The organism is Nocardia alni (genome assembly GCF_019038435.1).
Taxonomy (GTDB): Bacteria; Actinomycetota; Actinomycetes; order Mycobacteriales; family Mycobacteriaceae; genus Nocardia; species Nocardia alni.
Map to the genome: position 1 here is coordinate 41,767 of NZ_JAGPOX010000009.1, position 24,686 is coordinate 66,452.

At 67.0% G+C, this 24,686-nt stretch carries 24 protein-coding genes; 3 read left to right on the plus strand and 21 right to left on the minus strand.

The genetic code is table 11. The features are described from left to right. Positions 1-14: 14 nt before the first annotated feature. Complete coding sequence (locus JZ791_RS05805; protein ID WP_216893122.1) at positions 15-938, plus strand: NAD-dependent epimerase/dehydratase family protein; 924 nt, start codon at positions 15-17, stop codon at positions 936-938. A gap of 22 nt (positions 939-960) precedes the next feature. On the opposite strand, the gene JZ791_RS05810 is transcribed toward JZ791_RS05805, so the two are convergent. The 13 genes from JZ791_RS05810 to JZ791_RS05870 form a co-directional block, all read right to left on the minus strand. Next, a complete protein-coding gene (locus JZ791_RS05810) occupies positions 961-1,938 on the minus strand; it encodes an AraC family transcriptional regulator (RefSeq protein WP_216893123.1) in 978 nt (325 codons plus the stop codon). 258 nt (positions 1,939-2,196) lie between these two features. Beyond that, a complete protein-coding gene (locus JZ791_RS05815) occupies positions 2,197-3,300 on the minus strand; it encodes a TetR/AcrR family transcriptional regulator (protein ID WP_254205266.1) in 1,104 nt (367 codons plus the stop codon). Between the two features lie 103 nt (positions 3,301-3,403). Continuing rightward, complete coding sequence (locus JZ791_RS05820) at positions 3,404-4,330, minus strand: UbiA family prenyltransferase (protein ID WP_216893125.1); 927 nt, start codon at positions 4,328-4,330, stop codon at positions 3,404-3,406. A 2-nt stretch (positions 4,331-4,332) separates the two neighbouring features. Then, positions 4,333-5,700, minus strand: a complete 1,368-nt coding sequence (locus tag JZ791_RS05825) for a cytochrome P450 (RefSeq protein WP_216893126.1) — start codon at positions 5,698-5,700, stop codon at positions 4,333-4,335. After that, a complete protein-coding gene (locus JZ791_RS05830; protein ID WP_216893127.1) occupies positions 5,697-6,665 on the minus strand; it encodes a polyprenyl synthetase family protein in 969 nt (322 codons plus the stop codon). Before JZ791_RS05830 ends, JZ791_RS05825 begins: the two co-directional genes overlap by 4 nt. A 559-nt stretch (positions 6,666-7,224) precedes the next feature. Then, positions 7,225-7,845 carry a hypothetical protein gene (locus JZ791_RS05835; protein ID WP_216893128.1) on the minus strand — a complete coding sequence of 207 codons (621 nt, stop codon included), beginning with the start codon at positions 7,843-7,845 and terminating at the stop codon, positions 7,225-7,227. After that, positions 7,842-9,173 (minus strand): hypothetical protein, encoded by a 1,332-nt coding sequence (locus tag JZ791_RS05840; RefSeq protein ID WP_216893129.1) that lies wholly within the window; start codon positions 9,171-9,173, stop codon positions 7,842-7,844. Before JZ791_RS05840 ends, JZ791_RS05835 begins: the two co-directional genes overlap by 4 nt. Next, positions 9,170-10,213 (minus strand): NAD(P)/FAD-dependent oxidoreductase, encoded by a 1,044-nt coding sequence (locus JZ791_RS05845; RefSeq protein WP_216893130.1) that lies wholly within the window; start codon positions 10,211-10,213, stop codon positions 9,170-9,172. The genes JZ791_RS05840 and JZ791_RS05845 overlap by 4 nt, the downstream gene beginning before the upstream one ends. Before the next feature lie 14 nt (positions 10,214-10,227). Further along, entirely contained in the window at positions 10,228-11,565 is a 1,338-nt protein-coding gene (locus tag JZ791_RS05850) for a SidA/IucD/PvdA family monooxygenase (protein WP_216893131.1), read from the minus strand. Between the two features lie 33 nt (positions 11,566-11,598). Continuing rightward, positions 11,599-11,991: an aspartate 1-decarboxylase gene (gene panD, locus JZ791_RS05855; RefSeq protein WP_216893132.1), complete on the minus strand. Its 393-nt coding sequence runs from the start codon at positions 11,989-11,991 to the stop codon at positions 11,599-11,601. Between the two features lie 36 nt (positions 11,992-12,027). Beyond that, complete coding sequence (locus tag JZ791_RS05860) at positions 12,028-13,515, minus strand: class I tRNA ligase family protein (RefSeq protein WP_216893133.1); 1,488 nt, start codon at positions 13,513-13,515, stop codon at positions 12,028-12,030. Beyond that, the gene (locus tag JZ791_RS05865; RefSeq protein WP_216893134.1) at positions 13,512-13,859 is read right to left on the minus strand and encodes a cupin domain-containing protein; all 348 of its coding nucleotides are present in this window, start codon (positions 13,857-13,859) and stop codon (positions 13,512-13,514) included. Before JZ791_RS05865 ends, JZ791_RS05860 begins: the two co-directional genes overlap by 4 nt. 16 nt (positions 13,860-13,875) lie before the next feature. Next, entirely contained in the window at positions 13,876-15,153 is a 1,278-nt protein-coding gene (locus JZ791_RS05870) for an FAD-dependent oxidoreductase (RefSeq protein WP_216893135.1), read from the minus strand. Between the two features lie 238 nt (positions 15,154-15,391). Here JZ791_RS05870 and JZ791_RS05875 point away from each other — a divergent pair, with 238 nt between their 5' ends. Next, positions 15,392-16,381 carry a GlxA family transcriptional regulator gene (locus tag JZ791_RS05875; protein ID WP_216893187.1) on the plus strand — a complete coding sequence of 330 codons (990 nt, stop codon included), beginning with the start codon at positions 15,392-15,394 and terminating at the stop codon, positions 16,379-16,381. Between the two features lie 12 nt (positions 16,382-16,393). On the opposite strand, the gene JZ791_RS05880 is transcribed toward JZ791_RS05875, so the two are convergent. From JZ791_RS05880 to JZ791_RS05890, 3 genes are all read right to left on the minus strand, one after another. Then, positions 16,394-16,909 carry a hypothetical protein gene (locus tag JZ791_RS05880; protein WP_216893136.1) on the minus strand — a complete coding sequence of 172 codons (516 nt, stop codon included), beginning with the start codon at positions 16,907-16,909 and terminating at the stop codon, positions 16,394-16,396. Positions 16,910-16,986: 77 nt separating this feature from the next. Then, positions 16,987-18,213: an MFS transporter gene (locus tag JZ791_RS05885; RefSeq protein ID WP_216893137.1), complete on the minus strand. Its 1,227-nt coding sequence runs from the start codon at positions 18,211-18,213 to the stop codon at positions 16,987-16,989. 17 nt (positions 18,214-18,230) lie between these two features. Continuing rightward, complete coding sequence (locus JZ791_RS05890) at positions 18,231-19,481, minus strand: cytochrome P450 (RefSeq protein WP_216893138.1); 1,251 nt, start codon at positions 19,479-19,481, stop codon at positions 18,231-18,233. A gap of 102 nt (positions 19,482-19,583) precedes the next feature. Here JZ791_RS05890 and JZ791_RS05895 point away from each other — a divergent pair, with 102 nt between their 5' ends. Then, positions 19,584-20,501, plus strand: a complete 918-nt coding sequence (locus tag JZ791_RS05895) for a LysR family transcriptional regulator (protein WP_216893139.1) — start codon at positions 19,584-19,586, stop codon at positions 20,499-20,501. Between the two features lie 7 nt (positions 20,502-20,508). Here JZ791_RS05895 and JZ791_RS05900 read toward each other — a convergent pair whose 3' ends face one another. From JZ791_RS05900 to JZ791_RS05920, 5 genes are all read right to left on the minus strand, one after another. Continuing rightward, positions 20,509-21,330: an enoyl-CoA hydratase/isomerase family protein gene (locus JZ791_RS05900; RefSeq protein WP_216893140.1), complete on the minus strand. Its 822-nt coding sequence runs from the start codon at positions 21,328-21,330 to the stop codon at positions 20,509-20,511. Positions 21,331-21,375: 45 nt separating this feature from the next. Beyond that, complete coding sequence (locus tag JZ791_RS05905) at positions 21,376-22,260, minus strand: TIGR03619 family F420-dependent LLM class oxidoreductase (RefSeq protein ID WP_216893141.1); 885 nt, start codon at positions 22,258-22,260, stop codon at positions 21,376-21,378. A 6-nt stretch (positions 22,261-22,266) separates the two neighbouring features. Continuing rightward, positions 22,267-23,703, minus strand: a complete 1,437-nt coding sequence (locus JZ791_RS05910; RefSeq protein ID WP_254205280.1) for an aldehyde dehydrogenase family protein — start codon at positions 23,701-23,703, stop codon at positions 22,267-22,269. Positions 23,704-23,847: 144 nt separating this feature from the next. Then, entirely contained in the window at positions 23,848-24,180 is a 333-nt protein-coding gene (locus JZ791_RS05915; RefSeq protein ID WP_216893143.1) for a rhodanese-like domain-containing protein, read from the minus strand. Between the two features lie 56 nt (positions 24,181-24,236). Continuing rightward, entirely contained in the window at positions 24,237-24,656 is a 420-nt protein-coding gene (locus tag JZ791_RS05920) for a MarR family winged helix-turn-helix transcriptional regulator (protein WP_216893144.1), read from the minus strand. Between the last annotated feature and the right edge of the window lie 30 nt (positions 24,657-24,686).

Here is a 24,686-nt window from a genome sequence, read left to right on the forward strand (position 1 = left end):
TTTACCATCAGCGGATGCGTGACTCCAAGATCCTGATCACCGGTCCGACCGGACAGGTCGCCACCCCCATCGCCCGGGCCCTTGCGGTCGACAACGAAGTGTGGGGGATCGCCCGGTTCAGCGACACCGCGGCCCGTGCGGTCCTCGACAAGGCCGGGGTGCGGTGCGAGACAGTCGATCTGGCGACCGGAGAGTTCGCCGGACTGCCGACCGACTTCGACTACGTGCTCAACCTGGCCGTCGCCAAGAGTGGTGACTGGGACAAGGATCTGGGCGCCAACGCCGAGTCCGTGGGCCTGCTGATGGCGCACTGCCGGAGCGCGAAAGCCTTCCTGCACTGTTCGTCCGCCGCGGTCTACGACCCGCCGGGCGACGAACCCCGGACCGAGCGGGCCGCCCTCGGCGACAACCACAAACCCATGTTCCCGACCTACTCGATTTCCAAGATCGCCGGGGAGGTCGTCGCGCGCACGATGGCGCGGGCGCTCGACCTGCCCACCATCATCGCCCGGCTCAACGTCCCGTACGGCGACCACGGCGGATGGCCGTTCTACCACATGGAGATGATCCTGGCCGGCATCCCGATCCCGGTTCCGCCCGGCGGCCCGGCTCGCTACAACCCGATCCACGAGGACGACATCATCGCGACCATCCCGAAGCTGCTCGCGGCGGCGTCGGTCCCGGCCACGACGGTCAACTGGTGCGGCGAGCAGATCGTCAGCCTGCAGGAGTGGTGTGAGTACCTCGGTTCGCTGGTCGGCAAGGAACCCGTATTCGACGAGAGTTCCCATGCGCTGCGCGGTAATCCGACCGACGCGTCCCGGCTGCGCGAACTCATCGGGGACACGACCGTCGGCTGGCGCGAGGGGATCCGCCGGATGGTGACCACGTTCCACCCGGAGCTGATCACGGATCGAGAGTCCGTACGCGGCAACTGATTCGGGCGATCGTCCGGCCGGACTACTTGCGCGGCGCCGATTGCCGGTACGCACGCGGCGACATGCCTCGCCAGCGGGTGAAAGCGTGTGTGAAGTTGGCGGTTTCGGCGTAGCCGAGGCGGCGGGCCACGTCCTCGACCGTGGCCGTCGTGCGGAGCAGTTCGGCGGCCTTGATCTCGCGAACGTTGTTGAGCAGACTGCGGAAGTTGGTGCCCTCGGCGGTCAATCGGCGTCGCAGGGTGCGGACCGTCATATGCAGTTCCGCGGCCACCTGCGTCATCGTCGGCATCTGCCCTCGGTCGTTCAGCAGGCGCTCGCGGACCGTCGTGGTGAGCGTGCGGCCGGTTTCCCGGAGCTGGCGCAGCGCCTCCTGGCACTGCCGTTCGAGAGCCGCGGCCGTGCCCGCATCCGCATGCGGCATGGGCTGTTTCAGAAATGAGCGGGGAAAGATCAGCATGTTGCGGGGCCGCTCGAAGGCGAGCCGATACCGGTCGTACGGGGGGATGCGCGCCAGCTGCTCACCGCGGTCGGCGGGGATCTGCATCTCGATGCCCACGACAGGAAGATCCAGATTCAGCATCTCGCGAGCGCCGAGGACGGAGCCGATTTCGCGTTCGACGAAGTACGAGCGCACATCCTCGGGAACTCCTTCACCGTGGACCACCATCATGAACTCGTCATCATTCTCCTCCCAGGTGTAGGGCGCGACGACGGATAGCAGTTCCTGGTAGCGGGTCGCGAGCACGAGAATGTCGCCGACCGTCTGGCTGACCAGCCCGGCCAGGATGACCACCCCGCCCTTGCCGATGGTGGCCTGCGCAGAGGTCTGCGCGCCCAGTCCGGGCCGGTCCCCGAGCTGGGACAACAGGTTTCGCGCGACCGTGAATTCCTGATACGGCCAGATCAGCGTATTCTCATCGGCTAGCTCGTCCGAGGTTATTCCGGCGCCATCCAGCATCAACGTTTCGGTCAGGCCGTGTGCCTGTCCAGCGTTGACCATCATCTGCACACTGGCTGTGCTGTGGGGCAGAACGCCTGGCGGGAGGCGGAACGAATCCATTGTCCGAAATTAGCAACTTTTTGTCCCAAAGGCACATGGATTCGAGCTTGCGGATATGGGCCACTTGGACTTACGAAAACCGGCCACGTGCCGACCCCGCCCGAGAATGCGCTTCCCCGGGTGCGACAGTGAAACCCTTTTTGTTGCAGTAAATCTGAACAGCCAATGACTCAACTGCGGTGCGCCGCAGCGGGAACGCTAGCGCTGCAACGACGTCGACCGCTGGTTCGCGTGCTCGGCGACGGCGCGAAACGCTCCCGGGCCCTCGGCCCTGGCGGTGATGCGGTTCGTACCGGTGGCGATGGTGAATTCGGTGTCGTCGGTGACGCGGTCGAGTCCGCACGCCGCGGCGGTCGCGCCCGCTTCGTCGACGATGATCTGGATATCGGGAATCGCCCGGGCGGGGAAGGCGTGGCGCAGGGATCGGCTGAAGTCGGCGATCGCCAGCCGGGCCAGAGGGGCGAGTTCGGCGGGATCGTTGGTGACTATCACGAGGGTGAGCCGATGCTCCTGCGGGCTCGCGCGCAGGATCTCGCGGATGGCGGAGATGCGGTTCATGCCCAGGACGGAGACGATGCCTGAGCCGGTGCGGGCGGGCTTGTTGTGCAGCCGGTCGATCGCCGCGGGCGGGGACCAGGGCTCGTCGACGGTGGTGACCGATGCGGCGGTCGCTCGCGGCGCGGGCGGCGCGACCGGCTCGCCTTCGAGGTGCGCGACGTGCTCGCACAGCGCGATGACATGGTCGGGGTCGGTCGCTCCGGGCGCGGCGAACGAGAGCTGGGTCGCGCCGTAGAGGATGGTCAGCACGGCCTCCGCGATGCGCAGCGACCGGGTGGGGGAGTGCTGGGGATCGAGTTCGTCCAGGGTCGCGGCGAGCAGGATCGCGTCGAGGGAGATGAGCTGGGCGAAGCAGCGGCGCACGCGCTCATCGATCATGATCTCCGGGATGAACTCGAGGCTCAGCGCCGGTGAGAGGAATTTGTTGTCGGAATCGTAATGGTAATCGGTGATCCGCGGCAGGCCCTGAACCCAGGTGCGCGCGAACATGCCCAATGCCGCACTGGGGCTGTGCCCGTTGTGCCGGCCGGAAGGAGGGGGCGCCTGTTCGGCCTCGCGCGCGAGGACGGCGAAGTACAGGGCTCGCTTTCCCGGGAAGTTGGAATACACGGCGCCGCGGGTCAGTTCGGCTCTCTCGGCGATACCGTCGACGGTGGCGGCACGGAATCCGCGCTGTGCGAATTCCGTTTTCGCCGCGGTGAGTACCCGTTGGCGGGTGATCTCCTGCTGTTCCGCTCTCGTCAATCGAGCCATGGTTTGTCTTTGTTCTCCTGTCGTTCGGGCAGGTCATCTCATCCTGCCATCCCGTGCTTCCCCGGCCCGCCAGCGCGCCGCTCGAGCGGCCGTGTCATGTGTGCATGTGCGAGTGGTGCGCCAGGGCGGCGACGGCGCTGGCCAGCGTGAGGCAATACCAGTAGGTGTAGAGCATGTAAGTTCTGTGGTCGGCCCGGGGAGTGCGCATCGCGACGACGCGATAGGCGATGGTGAACGCGACCGCGGCACACACGCCCCCGAGGGCCACGGCCGGCCAGATGGTGTGCCGGTACAGCAGCGCGTACAGGCCGAACGGGTAGACGGCGAACGCGACGGCGAAAACATATCGGCAGGCGCGGTCGCCGAATACCGTGACGGCGGTGCGGCGGCCGATCGCGAGGTCGCCCTGGACGTCTCGCAGGTCCTGGAGGGACACCAGCAGACCGAGCGGGACGGCGATCGCCAGAATCCATGTCCAGGCCGGGGTACTCAGGGGCGTCACTATCTGCCAGGCGGCCGCGAGCTGGGCGATGGTGCCGGCGACCATGGCGGCGTTCTTGCCCCAGAAGCGGCGCGCACCGCCCAGATGGTTGTGGAATACCCACGCCGCGACCCACAGCAGGGTCCACCAGAGCACTCCGAGGGCGGCGCCGGCCGCGAGGAACAAGGCCGTCACGATCGCCAGGCGCCACCACGCTCCCCGCGGCGTCACCAGCCCGGTGACCAGCGGCCGTTCGGGCTTGTTGAGCCTGTCCTCCTCGATACCGATCAGCTGGTTGGACAGGTTGAAGGTGTAGATGTACAGCCAGAAGTAGACCAGGCACTTCACCGCGACGACCAGCAGCGACAGCGCCTGGTGTCCGGTGTGCGCCCACGCGGCGATGGCGAATATGGTCGCGGGGATCACGGTCGCGCTGAGATCACGCCGGGTGAACGACCAGCAGATCCGCGCCTCGCGCAGCCAATTCACGGGCAGGATCGCGGGGGACCGTCCGGCGAATGTCGCTTCGTGCGTGGCCATGGCTATGCCGACGCCGCGGTGCTGGAGTGTGCTCTCGGTGTCAGCGTCATCATCAGATTCTTCGGTGCGGGAAGATGTTCCAGCGACACCGATACCGGCCGCGTGGACACCGGGGTCAGGTCCCATCGAGCCGTGATGGTCGCCAGCGCCAGGCCCGCCTCCAACAGGCCGAACTGATCGCCGATGCACCGCCGGGCGCCCGCACCGAACGGGATGTAGGTGGTGATGCCCGCGGTGGTGGAGTGCCAGCGCTCGGGCGCGAATTCGCCGGGGTCGGCGTAGAGGTCCGCGCGGCGGTGAATGAGGTGCGGGCTCACCGCGACGATGGTCCCCGCGGGGATGGTGACTCCGTCGAGTTGGGTGGTGGCCGAGACGACCCTGGTCAGCAGCCAGCCCGCCGGATACAGTCGCAGCGCTTCCCGCAGGACCAGGTCCAGGGTGGGCATGTTCGGCAGGTCGCTCGCCGATGCCGTTGCCGCGGTGAGGTGCTGGTCCACCTCACTGTTGACCTGACTGCGCGCCTGCGGGTGTTGCGACAGCAGATACAGGGCCCAGGCGAGCGTGCTCGCGCTCGTCTCGGCCCCGGCGAACAGGAACGTGAACACCTGGTCGACGAGTTCCTCGTCGTGCAGACCGGCGTCGTCGCCCGCGTCGGTATCGCGGGCCCGCATCAACGCGGACAACAGGTCCGACTGATCGTGCGGATCGGTCCGGCGCTGCGCGATCAGGTCGGCGGCCACCGCGCGCAGCCGCTGCCGTGCACCGTAGTAGCGCCGGTTGCCCGGGGTGGGCATCCGGTTCACGATGGGCGGCATCACCATTCGCCGGAACATCGTCTTGGCGATCACCGCGAAGTCGTCGGCCACCTGATCCACCAGGTGGGCCGGGAACGAGGACGAGAACATCGTGCGGACCGCGACCCGGACCGTCAGCTTGGACATCTCCGCGCTCACATCGATGGTCTGCCCGGGCGACCACGATGCCAGGACCTCATCGATCGAGGCGGTCATGGCCTGCGCGTATCCGGGCAGGCGATCGGCCGCGAAGGCCGGCTGGCACAGTCGCCGCTGGCGGCGATGCGCGCTGTGCGTGCAGGTGCCCAGGCCGTTACCGGCGAATTCGCGGGAGCGGTCGTAGAGGGGGCCGCCGCGATCGAAGGTCCTATCGTCCAGCAGCACGCTGCGACTGGTGTCCGGGTCGCACACCATCACGATGGTCAACGGGCCCAGCCGGATTCGGCTCAGTGCGTTCTTCCCGCCGAGTGAGGAGATGAAGCCGAGCGGGTCGGCGAGCAACCGTAATCCGTGGCCGAAGAACGGTAATGCTCCCGGCGCCACGGGGATCCGATCGAGGTCGCCTCGCTCACTCATGACGCCCTGCCGGCGATCATCCCCGTCAGCAAGGCCAGGTCTTCGGTATCGGCGCTGGGCGACAGCGCCGAGAGACATTCCCGGGCCGTCGTCAGGTGGTGGTCGAGTTGACGATTGGCCCAACTGCGGCCGCCGGCTAGTTCGATCATGCACGCCATCCGATGCAGTGTGGAAGTATCGTTACACTCTCCAGCGTAGAGCTCGCAGAGCTCTCGCGCGACCGGTGAATCGGCTTGCAGCGCAACGGTGATGGGTGGCGACTCGACCCGATCCGCGATGTCCCCGTACATCGGTCGTCCGGTGACACTGGGGTTGCCCCAGATTCCGAGCAGGTCCTGGGTCAGCTGGAACCCCAGTCCGATGTGGTGCCCGAAGCCGGCAAGCGTCGCGCGGTCGGCGGCGGTGGCGTGGGCGGCGATGGCTCCCATCTCGCAGGCACACGACATCAGCACGGCCGCCGAACGCGCCGCGGACGCGGGCGTGCCGTCCTCGGCGGTCTCGACGGCAGCCTGCTGCGCCGCCCTGTCCGGGTCGTTCGACAGGGCGGCCAGCACGCGGGCCACGACGGTACTGCTGGGCCGTCCGACCAACTCGTTGACCACCCGGGTCAGAACCATGTCGCGAGCGTGCGAGTCCGCGGCGTGCTCGGCCGACGGGCCGTCCCCGCCGGCGGCCGGTGGCTGTTCGTGCAGCGCGGAGAAATCGCACAGCAGTCCCACGGCAGCGGCCTCGGCGCGGCACTCCCCGGTGCTGCTCGAACCGGCCGCCTTGGCGGCCCCGAATACCAGTGCTGCCGGCAACGCCGCGTCGATTCCCGCGGCGCTCCCCGGCGTCGCGGCGTCATCGAGTCCGATCGAGCGCAGCCGCGCGGCCGGTCGTCTCGGCGTCCCCATCACGCAGCGTGCGTCGGCAAGCACATCGGCTGCGGTGCGTGCCCGTTCTCGTGATCGAACCGTGGTACTCATGACAACTTCCGTGGTCGATGGCGTATCCGAACTCGGATGATATCAACATCTGGATGCCCATGGCATCTCGAGTTCGTGCGACGCGGGGAATGGGAAATCGCCGCGGCTGCGTACAGCCGCCGGATCTCCCATGTCGGATCGGCTTGTGTGTCGCCGGTTGTCTCCACGGCGGTGATAACTCCTGATCGAACGGGCCGCGGCCGCAGCCCCAAGTCTGCGGCGAAGGGGCTGCAACCACAGCTAAGATGATGTTAACATCTGGATGGTAAAAACATCTACTAGTTTGCGTGGAGAGATCGCGGGCCCGGTCCGCGAGTGCCTCGCTGCGCACGCCCGGGGGGTGATGCGCAGTTCATCGAGTCCAGTTGATGTCCGGATTGTCGATCTTCGGGCTTTGCCCGACGGGTGCCGCGGATCGGCCGGCCCTGTGCCTACGGCCGCTGCCCGGGCATCGGATCCGGGCGCGGGGCCGCTGACACGATTTTCCGCATCGAGTGCCGCGAACCGATGGCAATGCGATTCGACCCGACGGGGAGGGGATGTCGAGTTGGTCGAGGCGTCACAGCGCCGGCGTCCGGGCGGCGATGAGGAGGTCGCCGACGCGGACGTGGTGCGTGCGCGGTGACGATCCGGGACTGGCCGGATATCCGATCACCGTCGCGAAGGCATGGGCGACGGCGGGGAGTTCGTGCAGCGGCACTTCGAGATTCGGGCCGATCGTCCGACGCCCCGCCGTCGCCGGACTCGGAGAGTGTGGCCGCTCGCCTGTCAGCGGCCGGTGCTCGACGAGTTCGGCGATGACGTCGCCCGGATACCGCAGACGGGCTCTGCGGCCCGGCAGAATTTTCTCGACCGGCTCGAGGATCTGCGCGCCCACCTGCGTCGCGATCCCGATCTGGCGGTCCAGCTCGGGGACGATCAACGAGAACCGCGTGCGCTTCTGCATGGTGGTGAAGGGGCGTTCACTCGCGATGAGCAGCACGCCCCCGACGGCGGCGAGTTCCAGGCCGCCGAAGTCCGGGATCGGCATGCGCAGATCGGCGCGGCATCCCTGCATGGCCTCGTAATCGGCGATCTGCTCGTCGAGCCGGGCCAGCGGCACCAGCACCCGGGACAGGATTCGGCTGTGCGACAGGGTGGAGGAGTCCGGTACGGTCCGGAACCAGCGATCGGGGATCATGAGACAGTCCATTTCTCGGCCGGTATGCGCAGGCTGTGCAGGACGGATTCGACGGTGTCGGCCAGCCGGCCCGGGGCGCCGAAATGGCCGGGGATTCCGGTGATCGACAGGGACAGTTCGGTACGGACGCGAATCATGCACAGCGACAGGCGTAGTCGTGCCCGGCCGGGTACCACTCCGGGGACGCTCATGGTCCGCACGAACACCTTCGACGCGGGCCGATGGTCGATCGCGTCCGGCACCCGGCCCGGCGTCTCGCCGAAGTTCGAGGCGACGGCATCGGTGAACTGGGCGCCCGGTGTCTTCAGGGCACGAGACAGCGCGTGCGGCAGGTGATGCCAGAGGGCCTGGGGTATCAGCGTGGTGTCTTCCGGGCATACGCGGGCGAGCCGGTCCTTGGTCAGCGCGCGGACCCGGTGCGGGGCCGGGGCGTTCTCGTCGATTCGCAGCGGCACGACCACCAGCGCGTTCGCCGAGGAATCGTCGTCCTCGCCGCGCAGGCTGATCGGAATACCGATCTCCAGTGGCCTGCCGCGCGTTTCCTCGATCGCCGTGCGGCACAGGCGTTCGGCGACACTGAGGAACAGGCTGTTGGTCGTGCCGCCCACCGCGTCGGCCGCGGCCTCCCACGCCGCGGCCGGCACGGTGACGAAGGCGGTCGAGAAGAACTGCGGCTCTTCACCCGCGGACGAATCGCCGGACCGGTCACGTGATTTCGCCATCGAGCGAACCGCGTCGCGGATCGAGGCGCGCAACCGCGCGTCGCGGCCGACCTTGCCCAGCCAGCGCGCGGTATCCGGGGTCCCGGTGATCAGCTGATCGGCGATGTCGCGCAGGTCGTCGATGCCGCTGGGGTGGTCGGGCAGGGGAGCGTCCGGTCGCCGTGTGGTCGCGTCGATTGCCCGGAGCAGGCCGATGCCGTCGATGGTGGAGTGCGGGACCGTAAGGCAGACAACCGATCCGGTCTCGGTGGGGCAGTAGCTCAGCGCCCACAGGCGGCGGCCGTCGAGCGGGGCGGTCACCTGGCGGTCGAGCCACTCCAGAATCTGGTTGTCGCGCAGGGGATCCGCGCCCAGGCAGGGTTGCTGTTCGTTGCCGGTGGCAGACCACCATCGGCGCGCCCCGGGGAGCACGGGCGATCTCGGCTGCCGGCTGAGCACACCGGCGTCCAGCCTCTTCCAGAATTCATGCAGACGAGCCGGATCCGGCCGGTGCGGCAGCGCCCAGACGATCTGGATCCGACGTGACGCGCCGACGGAATTCTCTGCCACGGCGAGCATTTCGTCGGTGGCGTTGAGCCTGGCCGGTCTGCCCGGCGACGTGCTCACGACCGATCCTCGAGTGCGAGTTCCGCGATGGCGGGTGCGGCCTTGAACCCGCCCCCGTTCCATCCGGCGGCGATCGTGAGGCCGTGCGGGTTCGCGCAGTGGTGGACCGGGCCCGGTGTCGCGGAGTCCGGAGCCGCGTCGTAGGCGGTCACCCCGCCCACGACCGGAGCATCGGCCACCAGCGGAAATACGGGCGCGACCGCGGTGCGGATCTGGCGCACGTCCGAGTCGGAGATCTCGTGGCGGACGACCGCGGGCACCCCGAACACCTGGACCTTGTGCCCGGCCAGGACGAAATCGGGGTTCGTGCAGGGACGAACCCACATCGCGCCGACCCGGTCGACCACGCTGGGCAGGTTGCGGATTCGATCCCGCCCGACCCGGAAGTAGCAGTAGCCGATCTTCCGGGTGCGCAGCGGGTAGGACACCTGCGCGGTGCGGGCCAGCGCCGCCGACCCGGCGCCGGCCGCCAGCACCACCCTCCTGGCCATGATCCGCTCACCGGCCGCGGTCACGACGCCACGGACCCGGCCCTGTGTGGTGATCACCCGGACCGCGCGGTCGTGCACGAAGCAGGCGCCGCGGGCCCGCAGGTCGCCGCGCTCGGCGACGAGCATCCTGGGCGCGTCGATCCATCCGGCGCCGGATTCGAAGACGCCGATCACGTTGGGCGCCACAGTGATCTGCGGCCACCGCTGGTTGAGCGACTGGGACGCGTACGGCACCGTGCGGGTGCGCACATGCGTCGGCAGTGGATCGTGGCCGTATTGAAGCGTCAGGGCGCCGCTGGGCTGGAACGCGCAGTAGGCGGAGGCGATCGCCCGCAGATGGTCGAAACTGGCCGACGCCAGCTCGGCCAGCGGCCCGGCGTCGAGGTCGAAGCGCCGGATCAACCCGCCGGACGCCTCGGAGACGGGCGCGTCGCCGGGCGCCACGATCACGACCCTGCCGCCCCTGTGCACGACCGCCGCGGCCGTGCACAGTCCGACGATGCCCGCCCCGACGACCACGATGTCGGCGTCCACGGTGTCCCTGTTCATGTCGGCGCCCGCGTTCATGACACGCGCAGCAGTCCGGCGGGTGCGCGCCGCCTCGCCGACAGTCGTGCGCCGAGCGATTCGGCGATATCGTCCGCGCGCGTGGACAGCACCGCCAGCGCCCCGGCGTCACCCATGCCGTGGCTGGCCTCGCACAGTCCGTTCAGGTAGATCGACAGCTCGTCGTCGGGGCCGGCGAAGTCCAGGGAGTAGTCCCGGTGCACCCGCGGCGTGCCGTCGCTGTGCACGCCGATTCTGTCGCGGACCGAGCGAAGCAGGGGGTGGCATTGCTCGTCGTCGGCGTCGGTGCCGAAGTCGCGGTATCCCGTGGCGAGCACGACGGCGTCCGCGCCGAGCGTCGAGGTGCTGCCGTTGTTGATGTCGGCGAGGGTCAGCGTCAGCGGTCCGTCGCCGTCGGCGTCGACGGCGTGCACCCGCGAGAACGGCGCGAGGGCGAAGCGATCCGATCCCCGCTGGGCGTAGTCCCGCTGCACGGTGGTGAGCCGCTCGATGACGTCCTGATCGCACGCGCCGTAGTTGACCGCGCGAAGCTGGGCTCGCAGGCTCTTCTTCGTTTCCAGCGGCAGCGGGTGGAAATAGTCGATGAATTCGGGCAGGAACACCCGGCGTGAGAACGGGCTGGTGTCCTTGAGCCGGAACCCGATTCCTCGTTGAATCGACACCACGCGTTCGACATCCGGGCGTCCGAGCAGATTCAGCACGATCTCGATGGCGCTCTGGCTGGACCCGACCACGGCCACGGTCCGCAACGCCGCGCGCTCGTCCGACAGGCGCGCCATGCTCGACAGGTAGCGGCTGGCGTGGAATACCCGCGGGCTGCCGGCGCCGAATTCCTCGGGAATGTTCGGCGAGCGTCCCGTGCCCAGGAGCAGGTGGCGTGCCCGCCAGATCCGGTCGAGAGTCCGGACCTCGAAGCACTCTGCGCCCGCCGGATCCTGCACGACCGTGACATCCCGAACCTCCTGCCGGTAGGTCACGTGGTCGTCGAAATGCGATGCGACCCAGTTCAAATAGCCGTTGTACTCGTTGCGCAGCGCGAATTTGGCGTTGTAGTGCAGGTAGGAGGTGAGATCGCCGCGGTCGTACAGATAGCGGATGAATGTGTATTCGTGCCCCGGGTCGCGCGGCATGACCAAATCGCGAAACGGATTGTTCTGAATATCCGCCCCGGCGAGCATCTGCTCGTTCTGCCACTGGAAGCCGGGGGATCGCTCGATGAAGTGGCAGTGTTCGAGCAGACCCCGATCCTGTACGGCGATCGCGGTGGACAGGTTCGCGGGCCCGAATCCGATGCCGAGGACGGGCTGTACCGGAATATTCTGCGGAGTTGACATGTGACTCTTCGCTTTCTGCCGCGCCGAACGCGGTCAGACCGTCTCGTACAGGGTGTTCGCCGGCTCGTGATCGACGATTTCCTGGATCTTGTTGTAGTCGCCGACGTGGACGACCGTCGAGCGGTGCGTGCGGATTTCTTCCTCGGTGAGCTGGGCGTAGGAAATGATGATGATCTTGTCGCCGAGCTGAACCAGTCGCGCGGCCGCGCCGTTGACGCAGATCTGGCCGAGTCCGGGCTCGCCGGCGATGGTGTAGGTCTCGAATCGTTCGCCGTTATCGATGTCCACGACCTGGACCAGTTCGTGAACTCCGATGCGGGCGGACTGCATCAGGTCCAGGGATATGGTGATCGAACCGACGTAGTTCAGATTGCTCTCGGTTACCGTGGCCCGATGGATTTTCGAATTCATGAATGTACGCAGCATGGGTCAGATTCCTTCGAGTAGTTGACGATCGGGTCCTCAAACCGCCACGGGGACAGCGGCGTCCAGGTGGGATTCGAACAGTGCGGTCACCGTCCGCGCGATATCGGGGACGATCGGATCGGCGAGGGTGGCCAGCGCGTGCAGGAATCGCACCGCTCCGGCCTGCTCGTCCGGCCTGCTCATGTCGCGGGTGGTGTAGCCCAGCAGCAGCGTCTCGATGTGCAGGGCGAATGCCTCGGCGGCGGCCTTCGCGCTGAAGGTGTCCAGGTCGTAGGCCTCGTCGAATCGTGCGGTCGAGGCCGCCAGGGCCCGGGTCCACCACGTCGCGGGATATTCGGACGTCACGGCGTCCAGGCGCGGCGGTACCGCGGCGAACGCCTCGGACAGGCGCCGCAACGGCGTGTCGAACCGTTCGGTGAGAGTGTCCCGAGCCGATTCCGGGGTGAATTCGGCGTGCTGATATTCCGGTGATTTCAACGCCAGAATGAATCGCGCGCGATCACGGCCGGTTTCGGCCAGGAATTCGCGTGCCCAGATGACGTCGCCCTTGCTCGTGGAGAATTTGCGGCCACCCAGTTGCAGATAGTTGTTGGTGATCGTGCGCCGCCGCGGCGGTTCGGCGATGCCGGCCCGCCGGGCCAGTGCGGACAGCGCGGTGTACACGAAGGCGTTGTAGAAGCCGTTGTCGACGCCGATGAACTGGACGAGTTCCGTCATGCCGGGAGCCGGGTTCATCAGCCGCAACCAGTACAGGTGCCCGACGAAGATTTCCGGCCACGCGTTGATCGTGCCCGGGACGCCGTCCCAGTCCACGCCGATACCCCAGTCGATCGGATAGGTCACCGGGATGGACGGCAGGGGCGCGTCGAGTGATTTCTCGATGATCCGTTGCAGGGACTGGCGATTCGCGTGGTGGTATTCGCGCAGTTCCTCCCCGATCAGCCGCCGGTGCCGTTCCAGATCCAGCATCCAGATCCGCGCCGGCCGGTATTCCACGGTTCGCTCACCGCTGTCGAGCAACTGCCCGGGCAGGTTGTACAGCCCGCACGCCTCGCACACGCCCGCCCGCGCGTGCGCCAGGCACTGCGGGCACCGCCCTGTCATGAACGCCTCGGTCAGATATGCCTGTGCGTCCACGTCATAGGGCAGCTCGACCTCGCGCAGGTCGAATGCCCCGTCGGCGTGCAATGCGGTGAAGAATTCCCGGACGAACTCCTCGTACGGGGCGTCGGTCGTCGTGTATCCGGTGGTGGATATCCCGGCCAGATCCAGTGACGCCGAGGTCGATTCGTACGCCTGCGCCAGCAGGGCGTTCGGGTCGGTTCCGATCCTTCTGGCGGTGGTCACCACATAGGTTTGATTGTCGTCGGTGCTGCACGCGAATCTGACCTCGTGGCCGTGGCGGCGCATGGCCCGTGCGCACACGTCGCTGCTCAGCACCGGACCCGCGAAATGGCCGAGATGGAAATCGCCGTTGGGAGTGGGCGGGGAGAACGTCGACCCGTACAACTGGGGAGTACTCATGCCGGCACCTCGGGCTGCAGCCAGTAGATGCTGATGAACCTCAGCGGGTCGCGCTCGCTGGTGTTGGTGACGACATGGTCGTTGCCGTTCGGGATGTACACGAGGTCACCGGGCTCGACGGTCCGCTCCTGCGTCCCGTTGATGGACACCGTGCCCCGGCCGGCGAGGAAGATGAAGGTCTCGTCGGTGGCGTGGTGGTGTTCGGTGCTCGACTCCAGCGGCCGGACCGTGCACATGGTGCTGTTCCACGGTGGGGTCACGACGTCGTCCCACGGGTACAGCTGCCGGATGTCACAGCCGTTCTTCCGGATAATCGGATCGGTTTCGGCGCTGCGCACATACATGACGGTAAAATCCTTTCTACGAACCTAATTGCATGATTTGCTCGATGACCTCGGACTCGAACGATTCGGCGGCTACGTTGTGCGGCCCCTTGAAAGTCGCCAGCCGCGAGCCCGCCAGGATCTCGTCCTTCGGCCAGGCGGCGGCATAGGCTTTTCTGCGCCTCCGCCCGTAGGGCCCGAAGGTCAGGCTCATCGCCGTGCGGACCTTCCCCGAGAGAAGCAGCCGCCGCATTCGGACCTCGCGTTCGGCGGTGTAGTCGGCGAAGATATCCGGCGTCCACTCCGAATGTGCGAGGAGGGCGTCTCGCACGAGCCGGGCGTCCCGCAGGGCGATCGATAGGCCCTGGCCGATGACCGGATCGCTCCAACCGGCCGCGTCGCCGATCAGAACGGCCCCGTCGCGAGTGATCGTGTCGCACCACGAGTCGTTCATCGGGAAGAAGGCGCACGGCGTCCGCGGTGACGCGGGCCGGATATTGCCGAAGATTTCCGAGCTGTTCGGAATGCAGTGGAATTGAAACGCCTTGATGAAATCCTTCGACGCCGATGCCCCGGAGAATCGGCCCCGCTGATGCGGGGAGTGCAGCAGATACAGCCGGGCCCGTCCGTTGGCTCGCGGGTAGACGAAATAGAGCAGGTCGTCCTCCGTACCGATGCCGCTGGTGTCCTGCCGCCATCCGTCGACGCCGTCGACGAGCAGGCCGCCGCCGAGCGAATTGGCCGGGGTCTGGGTGAGGCGAACACCGAGCTGCTGGCGGGTTGCCGATACCCGGCCGTCCGCCCCGACGATCAGCCGGGCGTGCAGCGTCCGCTCCCCGTACGGGCCGTTGTAGCGGACGACAGGGCGTGGTCCGCATTCCACCACGGTGTCCTCGACGCCGAGTACCGTGCGCGCACCGGCCTTCTCGGCGGCGGCGAGCAGTGCCGCGCAGGCCTGCGGGTGGCCGACGTCCAGGACCCCGGGGATATCGGGGAGCATGGATCCGACGTCGAGCGCCACCGAGTCGGCGTGCTCCGGGCTCACGGTCTCGTCGTAGGCGACGAACCGATTCGCATAATTTCCGCCGGCGTCTTCCAGAATCGGGAGAACACCCAATTCCCGGGCCTCCCGGACGCCCCAGCAGTTGATCACCTCGCCGCGCACGCGATCCGTATGGCTCTTCTGTCGCTCGAGTACGACGGTGTCTATTCCGGCGTTGGCCAGTGCGAATGCCAGTGCCGATCCACCAATACCGCCGCCGACGATAACGACATCCGCGTGCGTAATGAGTTCACTGTCCGTGTCGACATTCATCGAAATTATTACCTTTCAGGCATTTGACGCCCTCTCGATTTCCGACAGTACCGTCTCGATCACGGCCGCAGAACCACAGATAATGACGTCCATCGAACAAATTAGGCCATTAGATAAACCCGATGATGGCATCATCCGAGTGTCGTGCAACAATCAGGACGCCCGCCTCGTTCAACGGTTTCCGGGCGCGCCGGACCCTGTTAACGTTTTATTAAGCGCCGAGGGGAAGATTAGTTCTATGACCGCATCTGGAACCGCTCGGACGATCGACTCGATCGGCTGGAGGCCACATCGCGTGGCAATAGCACTCGCCACGCGAATGTCACTTTTGGAGGTGGCCTCGGCATACGAGGTTTTCTCCACGGCGGCGGTGCGGGAGCACTACTCGGTGAAAACCTGCGGGCTGCCGTCCACCACCGTCGGCGACTGGTTGCACGCGGATGTCGATGAGAACTTCCAGGGCCTGCTGTCGGCCGATACGGTGATCGTCCCCGCCTGCGGCAATCAGAATCTCAGCCAGCCCGCGGATCTGGTGGACGCGGTGCGCGCGGCGCATGCGGCCGGCGCCCGGGTGGTGTCGATCTGCACCGGCGCGTTCACCCTCGCCGCCGCCGGACTGCTCGACGGCCGGCGGGCGACGACCCACTGGCGGCACACCGCCCGCCTGGCCCAGGAGTACCCGCTCGTCGAGGTCCACCCCGGGGTGTTGTACGTCGACGAGGAGACGATCCTGACCTCGGCGGGCAAGACCGCGGGAATCGACTTGTGCCTGTACCTGATTCGCAAGGATGTCGGAGTGGACGTCGCCAACGACGTCGCACGGGATCTGGTGATGCCGCCGCATCGCGACGGCGGGCAGGCTCAGTTCATCGCGCCACCGGAGGTCGATGTCGCCGACGATGTGATGACCCGGGTGCGCGCCTGGGTGGTATCGCATCTGGATCAGCCGCTGACGATCTCCGACATCGCTTCCTACGCGCATATGAGCCCGCGTCAACTGCATCGGCGGTTCCTGGCGACGACCGGAGCCGCGCCGCTGCAGTGGCTCAACTCCCAGCGCGTATTCGCGGCTCAAAACCTCTTGGAGACAACCGATCTCGGCATCGATCAGATCGCCGCCCGGATCGGCGTCGGCACACCGACCAACCTGCGCCGGCATTTCGGCAAACACGTCGGGGTGTCGCCGGATACGTACCGGCGCACGTTCCGCGGCGCCATCGCGAGTTGACCCCGAGTTGGATCAGCCGGGCAATCGCGGCTGGATCGTGAATCCGTTCGCCAGTGCGCGCCGGGTGGTCTCCGGCGTGAGCACCCGCACCCGGACCGACTTCCCGAGCGCATCGGGCTCGTCGTAGCCGCGGTTCGGATCCCAGGCATACGCCGCACCGGACCACAGCAGCACGGCACGCCCGTCGTGACTCACGAACGTCCCGGCAGGCAGCTCGCCGACCTGCGCGTACACCGGGGACAGCCGCTCGGCGTGCAGCCGGGCGTCGATCACGTCGACGGACACCCGCGCGCCGAGGGTCGCCGTCTTGTACTCGACCAATCGCCGATGCTGGCATTCACCGCACGGACGGTGCCCGGCCGCCAGCGCCACGGCCTCGTCGAAGGAGAACAGCTCGGTGTACTTGCGGCCGGGATCGCGGAACACCCGCTGCCGCCCGTTGAACGCCAAATGGCAGTAGATCCAGTGCACACTGGACCACTGCCGTCGGCCGGGGCGGTCCGAAATCGGACCGCCCCGGTTTCCCATCCAGGCCCCTCGGTAGGACGCGGAGACGATCTCTCCGGTCGGCAAGAGGCGGTTGCGGTGGGGCACGATATGTATCTTTACCTCACCGGCGCCGGGGATTTCGGATGATCCACGACGCGTTGCGCCCAGATCAGCCAGATCAGGAAGATCACCGCCAGGATGGTGACGTAGATCAGCAGCCGCACCGGGCTGCCCAGCGGCGCGAGCACCGCCAGGATGAACGACGCGGTGAAGCCGATGTAGGTCAGCGCCTGATAGACCGAGGTGAGTCCGCCCAGTCGGGCCGGATCGGCGATGCTCTGCACCTCCATCAGCCCGCAGACCTGAGCGCAGCCGTACGCGGCCCCCAGGACCAGCGCGCTGATCAGGACCAGGACCGGACTGCTCAGGTGCACCGATTCGACCGTGAGCAGCATGCCGATGATCGTCAGGACGAACGCGGTCAGGATCAGGTACTGCCGGCCGTACGCGTCGATCGTCTTGGCGGTCTTCTGCACGAGGATTCCGGCCCCCGCGTTGAACGTGGTCACGATCGCGACGAACATCATCGTCCAGCCGCGCACGCTCTCGTGGATCACCGCGGGCACGTAGGCCAGGATTATCGCGACCGGGAGGAACACCCAGGGCGCGAGCGGCACGACGACCATCAGGAACCGGCGGTCCCGTATCTCCCGAATCCGCAGGGCGCCCAGGATGCTCGCGCCGGGATTCTTGGCCAGCGTCTCCGGTGTGGTCGTCACCAGATAGAGGGCCGCTCCCGCGAGCAGCAGATGCGGGATGTAGGGGATGAACGTATGCAGCGGCGCCCACTGCGCCAATGCCCCGGCGACCAGCGGTCCCAGGGCGAATCCGATGCCCATGGCGACGGTGAGTCGGCGCGCGCCCTGGCTGGCGTCGTGCGTCGCACGAGCGGACAGCTCCTTCAACCACGCCGCCCCGCTGCTGAACGCGGCGCCGCTCGCGACACCCGTGATCAGGCGCCCGGCGAGCAACCAGCCGACGCCCCACGGCCCGGCGACGAGCAGCAGCGTGGCCGCCAGCGACGCGATCATCGTCGGGATCATCACCGCGCGGCGGCCGAATCGGTCCGAAAACGGCCCACCCAGAAGCAATCCCGGCAGCAGGCCGACCGAATAGGCGGCGAAGGTCAGCTGCGTGGTGGTGTCGGACAGATGGAGATGATCCTGGTACACCAGCAGCAAGGGGGTGAACTGCTGGGCGCCCCAGCCCGCGGCCGACACGGCGGCCGCGGGCTTGAACCACTGCCGTGCGCCCGTCGGCGCACTGACAACCGTAGCCTGCATGTGCGTTGCTCCCTGCGTTAGTCGGCCGAAGGCCATTGCACCCAAAGCTCTTTCGGGCCTCGGAAGGACAGATTCCGTTGGAACGCGTAGCTCTGGGGCAGCAGCGTCATCGCGGGCGCCCGCCGGGTCAGCTCCTCCAGAATGACCCGGCCCTCGACCCTGGCAAGGGCGGCGCCGAGGCAGAAGTGGACGCCCTTGCCGAACGACAAGTGCGACTTGGCATTCGGGCGGCGGATATCGATGACATCCGGGTCGTCGAAGACGTCCGGATCCCGGTTGGCTGCGCCGAGCAGCAGCAGAACCGTTGCCCCCTCGGGGATGTCGACGCCACTGACGGTGACGGGCCGGGTGGTGCGTCGCCGCCAGGCGATGACCGCGCTGTCGTATCGCAGCATCTCCTCGACGGCGTCGCCGATGAGGGAGGGGTCGGCGCGGATGTCGTCCCACAGCGACCGCTGCGTGAGCAGCCGGCGCAGCGTGCTGCCGGCGAGGCTGGTCGTCGTCTCGTGGCCGGCGAAACTGAGGCCGAAGGTGACGTTGGCGATCTCGTATTCCGAGATGCTGTCGGGATTCTCGGCGTGCACGGACAACAGGTAGCTGGTGAAGTCGTCGGTCGGATTCTTCTTCCGGTACCGTACGAATTCCTGGCAGTATCGCCAGTACTCCACCATGTTGTTCGCCACGGTCGCCTGTTCCTCGGCCGATGGCTTACCCCAGCTGAATTCTATTCTATTGCTGCACCATGCCTTGATCATATCGGCGTCCTCTTCGGGAAATCCGATGAGCGTGGATACGACATATGCGGGCAGGGGATAGGTCAATGACGCGACCATGTCGACGGGACCGGGTTCGAGCCCCTCGATCAGCTCGACGGTCTTGGCGCGCACCTTGGGCTCCAGCGCCGCTATCCGGCGCGCGGAGAAGCCTTTCATGTTGAGCGCGCGTATCCGTGTATGCATCGGCGGATCGCAGTCCGACATGACGGCGGTCGTGTCGAATCCCTCGGCCAGGATCTTCTTGGTCTCGGGCGCCAGGTCGAATACCGGCTGTTGCTGGATTTTCGCTGAGAATATCGACGGATTCTTGAAGACTTCCTCGATATCATCGTGGCGGGTCAGGACCCACATATCGAGGGTGGGTGAGTAGAAGATCGGACCACGTTCGCGCACGGCGTTGAGAAACGGGTACGGATCGTCCAGATAGTCGGCGGACAGGGGATCGAATTCGGCATCGAACGGGCAGGTTCGAACGTCAGAAATAGATGTCATCGAAGTAAAACCTTCATCGGGTTCATCTGATATTTCCCAGCCTGCACTCCGCCCTTTTATAAGTCAATTGCAATTAACTGCCGAGTGCTATAAGATTTCCTTATGTTGTTCAGTTTGCGGAAGCTGGAATATTTCATCGCGGCTGCCGAGAGCGGCCAGATGACAGCGGCCGCGGCCGAACTGCATGTGTCCCAGTCGGCGATATCCATCGGAATCTCCGAACTCGAGCGGGAAATCGGCGCGCAGCTGCTGGTGAGGCACAAGGCCCGGGGATTGACGCTGACGACGGCCGGCCGCGCCTTCCTCCCCGGAGCGCAGGCGCTGATGGCTCGTGCGGCCGAACTCATCGCCTCGGCACAGGATTTCGGGCAGTCGATCGGCGGGGATTTCGCGCTCGGCTGCTTCACTACGATCGCGCCGTTCGTCCTGCCCGAACTCGTCACCCAGCTGGCGCTGACCACGCCGCCGATCTCCCTGCACTTCCGGGAGGGATCCCAGGACACGCTGCAGGAGGACCTGCTGGCGGGCCGGTTCGAACTCGCGATCCTCTACGACACCGGGATCTTCCCCGGCATCCGGACGACCGAGCTGTACGCGACCCGGCCTCACGTGGTGATCTCGGGGGAACATCCACTGGCGCAACGACGGTCGATCACGCTGGCCGAGCTGGCAGGCGAGCCGATGATCGCCCTGGACGTCGACCCGAGCATGCGATACTTCACCGGCGTGCTGCGCGATGCCGGGGTCGAGCCCGACATCCGGCACATCTCCAGCGGATTCGAGATGGTGCGCTCACTGGTCGGGCGCGGACTGGGCTACACCCTGCTGATCCAGAGCCCCAAGGTCGAGTTCTCCTACGAGGGCAAACCCATTGTCACGATACCGATCTCGGATCCCATCAGCGCGCTTCCCGTCGTTCTCGCCCAGGCCGAGGAGCATCAGCTCACCCGGCGGGCCCAGGCCGTCGCCTCGTACTGCGAGGAGGTCCTGTCCCGGACCCACGAGCTCGGCGTCGCGTGATCCGGGCTCACAGCCGCCCGTCCAGTCGCAGCTTCGGGTGCACCCAGTCGGGTGAGCGGCGTTCCTTGAATGCCAGAAAGCCCTCTTTCGCCTCGGGTGCGCGGAGGCTGGACTGCATGCCGATCCGGTCGTAGAGACCGAGGTAGTTGTCCAGGCTGGACTTGACCACCGCGCGGGCGTTCGGCGCCGTGCGGCAACACTGCGCGAGTATCTCGCGAGCGGTGCCGGCCAGTTCGTCGTGCGCGACGACGCGGGCGACCATGCCCCAGTCCAGCGCCTCGTCCGCGCTCAGAGTGCGGCCTGTGAGCATCAGGTCGCGGGTGCGCACCGGCCCGATCAGCCGGGCCAGCATCTGGCTGTAGTACGTGTCGGCGATCCCGCGGTAGAGCTCGGGCACCCGGAAGGTGGCCCGTTCGCTGACGACGGCCATGTCGGCACACAGCGCGATCTGCAGCCCGCCGCCTTGGCACAGCCCGTTGACGGCCGCCACCACCGGTTTCGCGGACTGACGCAGCGTGTCGAACGGCAGCGCGTCCATGCCGAGCGCCGAGCCGAAGGTCATCCAGTTGTCGCTGCCGCCGCCGCCCATATCGCCGCCGGGCGCGAAGACGTCACCCGTGCCGGTGATCAGCAGGCCGGCCAGCTCGGGGTCGGATCCGACATGGTTGACCGCGTATTTGATGCCGAAGTACATCGCCGGTGTCATCGCGTTACGCGCCTCGGGCCGATCCAGCGTGCAGACACCGAACGGGCCCTCGCGGGTGAACCGCAGGTACGGCGTCCCGAGCCAGTCACCTTCGGGCGGTTTCGCGGTCGCGGCGTGAGTCATCGAATCTCCTTCGTGCCGATACGTTGTCGAAGTTCTGGTGAGTCGCTACGACATCCTGGCCAGGATGTCCTCGGCGAACCGCTCGATCGAGGCTCGGTAACGGTCGGCGGCCGATTCCTGCGAATCGCCGGCGGACATACCGTCGCTCCTGGCCCAGGGACTGCACATCATCGCGGTCACGCCGATGTCCTCGGCGCGCTTGTACAGATCGACCGACGGCGTCTCGCGAAGCGCCAGCATGATGTCGAAAGGCTCGCTCGCACGGCCGTATTCGCGTCGCAGCGCGGTGAGCGTCCGGATCTTCTCCACCGCGTCGTCCCAGCTGTACCCGCTACCGACCCACCCGTCGCACAACCGGGCCGCGCGGCGCAACGCCGCGTCCGACTCCCCGCCGCACATGATGGGCACCGGCCGCGGCGGATGCGGCTCGATCATCAATTCCGGTATGCGATAGTACTTTCCGGTCCACGACACCCAGCCCCCGCGCCACAGCGCCGGGAGCGCCTCGATCATCTCGTCGAGCCGCTTGCCGCGAGTGGTGAACTCCTGTCCCATCAGCTCGAACTCTTCGCGCATCCATCCCGCGCCGACGCTCAGCGCGATCCGGCCCTCGGCGATGACCGCGGCCGTGGCGACCTGTTTCGCCACCTCCAGCAGGGGGCGGGCCGGGGCGACGTAGACGGCGTTGGTGAACCGGATGCGGTGCGTCACCGCGGCCATCGCGCCGATGAGCACCCAGGAGTCGGGCCAGGCGGTATCGGGCGTCCACATCGGCTTGCCGCTGGGTGACGGATACGGCGAGGACAGCTCGCGCGGATAGATCATGTGATCCGAGACCACGATCCCGTCGAATCCGGCCTCATCGAGGATGCGCGCCACCGGAATCGAGTCCTCGGTGCGCATGAAGGCCGTGCCGGTCCAGAATTCCATGGCCGGTTACCCGGGCATTCCGACGGTCTTGGATTCCAGGTACTCCCGGAAACCTTCCTCGCCGTTGCGCCGGCCGAGCCCGGATTGTTTGATGCCGCCGAACGGGCTGCGGATGCCGAAGTGGCTCCGGCCGTTGATGGTGACGTTGCCGGTGCGCATCCGGCGGGCCACCGAGACGGCACGGTCCACATCGGCGCTGGACACCTCGCCGGACAGCCCGTAGATGGAGTTGTTCGCGATCGCGACGGCCTCGTCCTCGGTGTCGTAGGGCGTCACGGTCAGCACCGGGCCGAAGATCTCCTCCTGCGCCACACGGGCATTCGGGTCGACATCGGCCAGCAGCGTGGGTTGCACGTAGTAGCCGACGGGCAGGTTCCCGGGGACGCCGCCGCCGGTGATCACCCGGGCGCCGGACTCGACGCCGGACCGGATCAGGCCGAGCACCTTCTCGCGCTGGGTCTGGCTGATCTGCGGGCCCTGCATGATGCCCGGAGTCCACGGATCGCCGACCGGGAAGTTCGCCATACTCGCCGCGAGGATCGCCAGACCTTCGTCATAGCGTTTGCGGGGCAGCAGGATTCGCGAGGGCAGGATGCAGGACTGCCCGCTCATGACGCAGCCCATCATCGCCGCCATCGGCAGCGACGCGGACAGGTCGGCATCGTCGAGCACGATGTGAGCGGACTTGCCACCCAACTCGAGCAGGGTCTTCTTCACCGTCGCCGCCCCGGCCGCCAGGATCGCGCGGCCGGTCGCGGTCGAGCCGGTGAAGGTGATCATGTCGACGCGCGGGTCGGCGCTGAGTGCGGCGCCCACCTCGTTGGCGTTGGAGACCACGACGTTGAACACCCCGGCCGGGATATCGGTCCGTTCGGCGACGATGCGTCCCAGCTCGCTGCCCGACCAGGGCGTGAGCTGAGCCGGCTTGAGCACCACGGTGTTACCGGCCATCAACGCGGGCATCGTCTCGGCGATGTTCAGGTAGAACGGCACATTCCACGGAGTGATCGCGCCCACCACGCCCGCGGCCTCGTAGAAGACCTTGCGGTGTGCCGGGCCCAGCGGGGTCTCGTGCACTCCGTTGTCGGTGACATATTCGAAGGCCCGGCCGTGCTCGGCCCAGTGCCGCACCTCGTTGATCGGCTCGTCGATCTGGCTCCCGGTCACGCTGACCGGACATCCCACCTCGGTGATCAGAACTCGCCGGAGGTGTTCCTTCTGTTCCTCGAGCGCGTCGGCCAGCTGAATCAGGCAGTGATACCGGAACTCCACGTCCCGTGACCAGTCGGTGCCGTCGAACGCGCGCCGCGCGGCGCCCACCGCACAGTCCATATCGGCGACGGTCCCGTCGGTGGCCTGGCCGGCGACCTCCGTGGTGGCCGGATGGACCACATCGAACGTCGCACCGCCGGCCGTGAGCCGCAGTTCGCCGTCGATGAGCATTCGCTGCTCACCGGCCAGCACACCCGTCTGGTCCTGCGCACCGGCCACTTCGCCACACTCCTCCGAGCGATAATCACATTCCTGTAGAGGAGAATAGTATTCTCGCGCGTGAGTTCGTGGCATTTCAGCGGATGACGTCGAAGATTATCGGTCGGTGAGCGGTCCGCCGGCGGCGCGCCACTGAATGAGACCTCCGCTCATGTTGAGTGCCTCGAAGCCGTTCTCCACCAACAGGTTCGCCGCACCCGCGGACCGGATTCCGCCCGTGCAGAACGTGATCAGCAGGCGGTCGTCGGGGAAGTCCGCGCAGCGGTCCAGGAGTATTTCCAAGGGGGCGTGGATGGCGTTCGGGATGTGGACGCGGTTCCACTCGAACTGGCGGCGGACGTCGACGACGAGCGCACCGTCCTCGACCAGGCGGACGGCCTCGGCGGCGCTGACGGCCGGTGGCCTGCGCAGATAGTGTCGGATGCTCATGCGGCCGCGACCGGGTGCGCGAAGAGATGGATCATGACCTTCAGTCTAGCTGAAGGTTAGTCGGATGCCGACAGCGTCCGCGTCATGTGCGCTCGCAGCGCCTGCGTCAGATCCGGGTCACGGGCGGTGAATTCGGCGTCCAGGCGGGCCACCACCTGCGCGGCCCGGGCGAGCAGGGATTCGCCCTCGGCCGTGATGGTCAGGGTCGATGCGGCTCCGGCGTGCGCGGTTCCGTCGTCGATCAGGCCGGACTCGACGAAGCCCGCGACCGCGGTGTGCGCACTCTGCACGGTGATGCGCGACCGCCGCGCGAGTTCACTGAACGAGATGCCCGGCGTGGCGCGAACGTGCCCCAGCAGTCCGTACTTTCGCGTGGTCAGCCCGAGGGGTTTCAGGGCGTCCGCATAGGCCGCCTCCCACACCCGGCTCAGCGTGAGCAGCGTGATCGTGGGGCTGAACGGGGGCGGTTCGGGCATGCGAGCAGGCTACCGGTCGGCTACGGCCGC